The sequence below is a fragment of the Treponema sp. J25 genome (genome assembly GCF_004343725.1).
Lineage (GTDB): Bacteria > Spirochaetota > Spirochaetia > Treponematales > Breznakiellaceae > J25.
Genome location: NZ_PTQW01000027.1, coordinates 1 through 8,041 on the forward strand (window position 1 = coordinate 1; position 8,041 = coordinate 8,041).

The 8,041-nt window shown below is 46.5% G+C and carries 6 protein-coding genes and 1 tRNA gene; 3 read left to right on the top strand and 4 right to left on the bottom strand.

Annotated elements, in window-relative coordinates; translation table 11 throughout:
• From C5O22_RS08740 to C5O22_RS08750, 3 genes are all read right to left on the bottom strand, one after another.
• Positions 1-569, bottom strand: a 569-nt coding sequence (locus tag C5O22_RS08740; RefSeq protein WP_486389495.1) for a hypothetical protein, incomplete at its 3' end; no start/stop codon positions are given.
• A 102-nt stretch (positions 570-671) separates the two neighbouring features.
• Entirely contained in the window at positions 672-1,346 is a 675-nt protein-coding gene (locus tag C5O22_RS08745) for a response regulator (RefSeq protein ID WP_132780988.1), read from the bottom strand.
• A gap of 157 nt (positions 1,347-1,503) precedes the next feature.
• Positions 1,504-4,188 carry an endo-1,4-beta-xylanase gene (locus C5O22_RS08750; protein ID WP_132780990.1) on the bottom strand — a complete coding sequence of 895 codons (2,685 nt, stop codon included), beginning with the start codon at positions 4,186-4,188 and terminating at the stop codon, positions 1,504-1,506.
• Between the two features lie 86 nt (positions 4,189-4,274).
• Here C5O22_RS08750 and C5O22_RS08755 point away from each other — a divergent pair, with 86 nt between their 5' ends.
• The 3 genes from C5O22_RS08755 (at position 4,275) to C5O22_RS08765 (ending at position 7,916) form a co-directional block, all read left to right on the top strand.
• Positions 4,275-6,458 carry a substrate-binding domain-containing protein gene (locus tag C5O22_RS08755; protein WP_132780992.1) on the top strand — a complete coding sequence of 728 codons (2,184 nt, stop codon included), beginning with the start codon at positions 4,275-4,277 and terminating at the stop codon, positions 6,456-6,458.
• A gap of 186 nt (positions 6,459-6,644) precedes the next feature.
• Complete coding sequence (locus C5O22_RS08760; RefSeq protein ID WP_132780993.1) at positions 6,645-7,367, top strand: 5'-methylthioadenosine/adenosylhomocysteine nucleosidase; 723 nt, start codon at positions 6,645-6,647, stop codon at positions 7,365-7,367.
• 63 nt (positions 7,368-7,430) lie between these two features.
• Positions 7,431-7,916 carry an S-ribosylhomocysteine lyase gene (locus C5O22_RS08765; protein WP_132780994.1) on the top strand — a complete coding sequence of 162 codons (486 nt, stop codon included), beginning with the start codon at positions 7,431-7,433 and terminating at the stop codon, positions 7,914-7,916.
• A gap of 44 nt (positions 7,917-7,960) precedes the next feature.
• Here C5O22_RS08765 and C5O22_RS08770 read toward each other — a convergent pair.
• Positions 7,961-8,031, bottom strand: a tRNA-Gly gene (locus tag C5O22_RS08770).
• Positions 8,032-8,041 lie beyond the last annotated feature (10 nt).

The window sequence follows — 8,041 nt, forward strand, 5'->3', positions numbered from 1 at the left end:
TCATCCAGCGTCTTGATCTTCGGATACCCAAACTCCTTCAGCACCGCCTTCTGAATCCACAACGCCGATTCACTGTAGTAGGAGCTCTTGTATTCACCGGTGATTACCCCCCAGTTCGGAAGACAATATATGTGCCCATCGTCTTCCTTCATCTTCTCCCACACCCCGGCATACTTCTTCTTCAAATTGGGCCCGTACTTCTCTATCAGATCTTCCAGCGGTATCAGCGCCTTCGCCTCGATGAACTTCGTGCTATCCACCTCAATCAGATCTGGATAGTCCTGCGCCGCGATCATCGTCCCAATCTTCTGATCCTTCTGCCCTACCGCAATGTCCCACGTAAACGTCACATTGAACTTTTCCTTGATCCACTTATACATCTTGTTGTCGGGCGGCGGTGTCTGCTGCGGCTGGATCGTAAATACCGAAATCGTTATCGGATAGTCTTCCGGTTGACCACCCGCAGCCTGGCCCCCCTTCCCTTTCGGCTGGCACCCCAACAGGAGTACCAGGCCCATACCCACCAGCACCAGCCCTAATCGCCAGCGCTGCCCTGCACTTCGTTTCATACATATCCTCCTTACAAAAGCTTTTAAAGCTAGTAAAAAGCCTTTTGAGTGTTTACAAAATCAGGGATTTTACCTATTCAGAATAAAAACTGAGAAAAACCTTTACGTTTCCGAATAGGCAGAAAAGGAGAGCCATTCAATAGCTAACTGTCGCAGTTCTTGAGAATTTTTGCAGTGTAGTTTTTCTTTAAGATGTTCCTTATGGGTATCGATGGTTTTAGTGCTAATGTTCAATCGCCGAGCTATTTCGATAGTTCCAAACCCTTTTCCTATAAGAGTGAAAATCTCTAGTTCTCGATTAGAAAGCCGGGAAAGGGATGCAAACTTATCATTACTTGTAGTCATATGAACAGGATGAGTAAGATACTCACTGAGTCGGGCCTTTTCAGCCTCACTCAGCCAGATTTTACCAGCCAAGACAGTCCGAATAGCTTCTAAAATTGTGTCTCCCGCTTCAGCCTTCATAATATAGCCGCGGGCACCGGCCCTTAGAACCCGTTCTGCATAGTAGCGTTCTTCGTACATGGAAAGAACCAATATAGGCAACTTAGGATGAATTGACTGTAAATCCTGAATGAGATCTAAACCATTCTCTCCTTTTAGATTTAAATCGAGCACAAGAATATCCGGATCGGTTCGATAAATCGCTTCTATTGCCTCTTTACAATTCCGGGCTTCTCCCACAACCTTATAGGTAGGCTGGGCTTCTATAAGAGAGGCAAGGCCCTTACTGAAAATGGGATGATCTTCTACCAGTAAAATCTTTGTTATAGGCATAGCTTTTCACTACCTTTTCTCCCTACACTTAACCCTGATCCTTTTTATAAGCCCTTGATACAGCAAACAAAACCAAACCTTTGCCGGGGAAGAAATTCTTCCCCGGCAGAAGAAGCATTTATTTTGTTCTCAGAACAGGCCCCTACGCATCCTGTAGTTATTCAACCAACAGGATAATTCCTAACCCACTTGGATCCTTATATCCCAGGTTAGTATTATTGTGCCAGTTACGAATTCCAATTCGATTTCCTGATGCATCGGCCTCATTAATTTGAACATCAAACCCTATAAGGGCGCCCGGCTGGGGCTTAACATGGGTAAAGGGAACCGCCATTTCTACCCAATAACCACCCACCATAACTCGAGTGGATGAAAGGAAGCGATTTTCGTCTCCTCCATTAAAGGTTCGCACATTCCGGAAGTTTACCCGATACTGGGCATCGTCAGCTTCGTAACTGGTGGTTTTTGCATTGTTCTGATCGATAAATACCTCCACCGAATCCTGTTCCCAGGGATTACTGTTCTTATCATTCAAGAGTTCATCCTTTACCTCCATAAGAACATAGAGATAGTCATCATCCCACAGAACCCGGAACTGGGAACCATCTTCGGTGACCCCCATGGTCTTTACCGTCATCGGTACGGGTTCTACCGTATCCCATAACGCATCCTTTACCCTATCCACGGTGATGGTACCCCGTTTTACAGTAAGCGTTCGGGGAAGGACCTTCATCGTAAGGGTTCCATAGTTCAAGCTGTTCTTCTCTTGATTGTTGGTATAATCGTTCCAGCTTTGAACTTGTTTTCCCCCTGCCGAAGCGTTTATCAACTGAATGTCAAAACCAACTTTACCTTCGACCTTAAGACTAACAGGGAGTCTGGCAAGAATCTGGTATTCTTTCCCCGTATCGTTAACAGCCTGCGATCGCGGTACCGAAAGTACTACAAGATCATCCGATCTTTTTTCCATCCGCCGGTTTTTAGGTTCCACATACAGACGAACCTCATCATCCTTATGGGAACTATCATCCAGCACCGTCACCAGAACTACTACCTCTTTGTCGGTCCACACAACCTTAAAGGATCCGTACTCTTTCCCTTTTTGATCCACTATAGGCTGGGATTTGGAAAAAGCCCACACAGAAGCAGAAAGATCTATCTTATCGGTTTTGTACGCAAAGATATTCTTTATACCAATAGGCAGTTTACTGGGATCCACCAGAGCCCAATAGGCCGGCTTAGCCCGGAGGTCTTTTCCAAAAAGGAGAGGATGATCAGCGCGCCCCGGAACAGGGAAATTGTTGAGCCATGTTCGATCGTCCGAAAGCCCCCAGAGGACCACCATATCAAGATTTCCTGCCCGGGCCTCTTCCTGGAACATAGTAAACAAGTCTCGATATTTGTAGGCCTGCTCAAGCAGGATTTCCCGATCGGCCTCTTTCTTAGCTTCGTTTCCAGAGCTATAGATCGACATATCGAGCTCTGTAACCTGAACTTTTACCCCTAAGGAAGCAAACCGTCGAATGGCGTTCCGGATATCGTTTACCGTCGGGAAGCCCACACTGATATGAGCCTGTAACCCAACCCCATCAATGGGAACCCCCTCATCCTTCAATTTCTTTACGAGATTGAAGAGGGCATCCTGTTTTGCTCCCTTGTATTCAATATTGTAATCATTTATAAAGAGCTTGGCATTGGGATCCGCTTCCCGGGCCCAACGGAAGGCTTTGGCAATGTATTCATCGCTTCCTACAATCCGCAGATAGGGGGAGTTCCGCAAATTCCCGTTATCATCGACAACCTCATTTACCACATCCCACGAATCAACCTTACCTTTGTATCGGCCTACCACCGTTTTAATGTGTTTTTCTATCCGGGAAAGAAGTAATTCTTTACTGGCCGGTTTGGAAGGATCCGTCGGATCTTGAAAAAACCAGGCCGGCACCTGGCTGTGCCACAGGAGTGTGTGTCCCCGAAGCTTTGCCTTTTGCTTCTGGCCAAAGGCAACAAAGGCATCGGCCTTGTCAAACACAAAGCGGCCCTCTGCCGGCTGCATAGCATCTTGCTTCATTTCGTTTTCATACACAAAGGCATTAAAATGACGCAGAAGACCATGGTGAAGTTTAGAAGGATCCAGGTCACCCGAATTAATGGCCGCTCCTATGGGCAGGTTTGTAAAAAGAGTATAGAAAGCAGGAATGTTGGTTTCCACCTGTGGTGGCCGGGGTGGTGGCAATTGGACAATCTGAACCGCATCAAGGGCAAAGGGGATAAGATCATCTGCGGTGGCCTGCTCATCCGATTTGTAGGGGGTCTCCACATACAGTCGATATTGGGCCTCCGCTTTAGTCACCGGTACGGAGTAGGTAGCCTCCAGATAGGTCCATTCCCCTTTCGGAACCTTTCCTCCACCAAGGTTAAAATAATCCTTACTTCCCCCCAGGGTCCGTTCCAGGCTGATGGTAAAATTCTGGCTTGCCGGACCTTCATCAAATTTTATCCATACGCCAATACGGTAGGTCTGACCGGGCTTTAACACAGGGGTTACATCCCGAATAGGACCATTCCACGTACCTTTTCGATTCGATATATCCAAGTATTTTTTTCCCTCCGCTGCGGGCCCCTCCTTTATGGTGACCGCTTCGGAAGCCCGACCGGTCCACCCTACGGGGGTTCCCTCAAAGCTTTCTTCAAATACTATCTTTTCTGAGAGAACTTCCTCGGCCGGTTTTGCAGAAGTCTGAGACTGATCCTTCTTTCCCATAGCAAAAATCACTGAAGGGAACAAAACACAAAAGAAAACACTGACCAGGAACCTGACCAGGCTTTTTTTTATTTTCATAAAAACTTCCTCCTTAATCTATGATATAATACGGTACATTTGATTGTAGTCTCCCATAAACAAGCTGCATATAGGGGATTTTACCGGTGTATTCAAAACATATAGCTCTTTTTGTAAACAATCTTGATGAAGAATACCAGATTTCCATTTACCGTGCCGTTCGAGAAGCAGCAAAAGCTCAGCAGTATCGACTTATTTGCATCCAGTCAGAAACGATTTTCCGCCCCGAACTAAAGGGCAAACCTTTTTATTCTGCTCCATGGCTTTCAGTAGCGGGGATTCTTTTGCTTTCTTCGGTTATTGGGGGAGAATTAAAAAGAGAAGATAGAAACTATCTAGAAAAGACCTTTGGATCCGTTCCAGTAGTTTCTATAGGGAGACAGTTTTTCGATCTGCCTTCTATTCTCATTCGCAGCAAAAAGGCCTTTTCTAGCCTTCTGCGCCATCTGATCGAAGATCACAAATACCATTCATTTTTATATATTGGAGGGCCTATTCATCACCACGATAACATCATTCGAGAACAGATTGTTCAGGAAGTAATCAAAGAATATCGACAACAGGGTATCTCCCTTGAATTAACTATTGAGCATGGGCTCTTTCATGAATACTCCAGCATGGTTATCACGAATCGATATCTTAACGAACGGCCCGAACATCCCTTTGATGTGATTATCACGGCTAACGACAACATGGCAATTGGGGTCCTGAAAGCAATTGAAACTTCAGAAAATCCCTATTGGAAGTCCTGTGCCATCACAGGATTTGACGATATTCCACTGGCTGCTCTGGAATATCCTTCTCTTACAACGATACATCAACCCCTGGATGAACTTGGCAGACGGGCGGTGGAACTGCTTGATCATCTTATCAAAAAGGAAAACCATTCAACCGTTCAATTCGTAGAATCGTCTCTGGTTCTCCGAGAATCCTGTGGTTGCCAGACAAAAACAGGTACTGGTCATATTATATCCAGTCCTATTTTGGGCATTTTGCAGGGGTATACATCCCTTCCCCATCGACTCTTGGTAAATCATCAAAAGTCTTTTACAGAAAGTGATGCTTCCCTTTTGATGTATCTTTCCATCAAATCTGAACAGTATCTCCGCAATTTAAGTTACCTGGGACAGCGTCTCATTACTATCAATACTTACCATGGCATGGTCCAACATCTTTCTGATTTTCTTGCAGCCCTTTCGGTTCCTCTTTGTTATCTGTTTGTGTTTCCAACCCCACAAAAAGAAGGGAGGCCGGAGGCACTTCTATTGTACAAGAAATCCCAGGGCAAAGAAGAAAATCTGGGAGATAATCCGCCGCTGGTGTTAATTCAAGAGATATTACAGGAAGAGGAAGATCCTGTTCAATGCGTGTATCCCCTTCGCAGTGGAGACAACTACGTAGGGATTTTAGTGTACTATGCAGAAGACTACGCCCAGCCACATCTCTGTAGCTGTGCCACCTTTTTAGCAAACAATTTAGAACGGCTCTATGAACTGGAAAAAGAAAAACAACGGGCACAAATTCTGGAAGAACAGGTGCAACTGAGAACCCAGGAACTTGTAAAAGCCTACGAAGAGATTCAAGCAGAAGCACGAAGACGAGAGGCGGTCGAAGCAGAGGTCCTCCGCATTAGCGAATTGGAACGTCTTCGGTTTAGTCTCGACCTTCACGATGACATCTGTCAGCGCCTGGCGGGGCTTTCTATGTACTGTAAAAGCATGCTTCCCCAGTATCCAGGACTACGGGATGTGATTCAGATGATCGATGAAACATTGACGCTCACCCGTCAGTATGCCCACGATGCCTTCCCGGTAGAACTGGAAAACCTGGGCCTCGAGAAGGCCCTGGAAAATCTGTGTGCCACCATGGAACGACAGACAGGATGCGCCTACAATTTCTTTTGGGATATTCCCTCAGACATAAGCCGTCTTTCAAAATCCCAGGCAATTAATTTGTATCGAATTGTGCAGGAAGCGGTAAATAATAGTGTGAAACATGGGAAAGCAACAGAAATCACTATCGAGGGAAAAGAAGATCCCCCAGGAACAGCATATATTATTATTTCCGATAACGGGAAAGGGGATGAACGACTTAATGATATTCCTATGAATCCCACCGTTGCAGGGGTAGGACTACGGTCTATCCAGTATCGCATCCATCAACTCCATGGTACCCTGACCATCCGGTCCTCTTCCCAAAAAGGAACCCATATACACATAAAAATACCTTTAGAAGATTCAGAAGTAGATCCAGAAGAATATGCTTTGTAAAACCCGTCGAAAGGTTAAGCTCTGTGGGTGTTCTGGATACCCCCACATAGAGAGGGGGCTCTGGGCTTCGTGCTCTCTACTTCATACCGCATAAGGGCCCCTCATTGAGTTCAACATTATTTTTGTATACACTGATACTCGATAACGTGAAGACCACAAAGGAAGCATCGTACAGGGAGGAGTTTAATGATAGGTATTATTGGGGCAATGGAAGAAGAGGTTGCCCTTCTTTCTCAGGCGCTTACAAAAACCGTCATTCATTCAATCGGGCCCTTCCGGTTTATGCAGGGTTTGCTCGGTAACCAGGAGGTGGTACTTCTCCAATGCGGTATCGGTAAAGTACAAGCCGCCGTAGGATGCGCTTTACTCATAGATCACTTTAAACCGAGGCTGATTATTAACAGCGGATCGGCCGGCGGCATTAGTTCTGACCTCGCCGTAGGAGATCTGGTAATCTCAGAGGGGGCCCTGTATCACGATGTAGATGTTACCGCCTTTGGGTATGAGGCAGGGCAAATTCCCGGACAGCCCCCTATTTTCTCAGCGGACCGAAAAAGCGAAGAGATAGCAGAAAAGGCCTTTGAGAATCTGAAAAAAGAAGGAGCCCTTCCTCCTGCCGTTCGCTGTACCCGGGGTATCATTGGCTCCGGGGATAGTTTTATGCACGATCCCGAAAGAATCACGGCATTAAAGAAACGCTTCCCCAGGGTCTGCGCAGTGGAAATGGAAGGCGCCGCCATTGCTCATACCTGCGCTCTTTTTGGAGTCCCCTTTGTAATTCTCCGTTCCATCTCCGATGTGGCCGGGAAAGAATCGCCCTATTCGTTTGAAGAATTTCTTCACCTGGCATCCCATCATTCAAGCGTGCTCGTTCAAAAAATGATTAGTCTCTTAGGAGGCTCTCTCTGATTCCCCGGTTTTTATGACCATGGGAAAACAAGAGGAAATACCGCTTTAAAGAGGAGAACCGGCATGGAAAAAATAGCCAGTTTTACGGTGGATCATACTCGACTCGAACGGGGAATTTTCGTATCCCGACAGGATCGGTTTGGGGAAACCGTTCTTACTACTTTTGATATTCGCCTAAAACGTCCCAACCGGGAGCCCGTATTGGATAATCCCGCCCTTCATACTATTGAGCATCTGGGGGCTACTTTTCTACGAAACCATCCGGTATGGGGGCCCAAAACGGTCTACTTTGGGCCCATGGGATGTCGCACTGGTTTTTATGTGATTTTCGAGGGGGCCCTTACCAGTCGAGAGATTCTGCCGCTGATTCGAAACCTCTTTAACTGGATAGCAGAATTCAATGGCCCCCTTCCTGGAGCCTCCGCGGAAGAGTGTGGTAACTATCTTGATCACAATGTTGGCATGGCTCGATGGGAAGCCCGGCGTTTCCTCGAGGTCCTCAATAATCCTCTCCCCGAAAACCTCGAGTATCCGGCAAGTAATAAATAGATAAGCTCTAAAAATAGAAAGCCCCACCGTTTGATGGGGCTTAAAGCGGCCGACGGGAGTCGAACCCGCGTCACGAGCTTGGGAAGCTCGGGTAATGCCGTTATACGACGGCCGCGATTATTGTT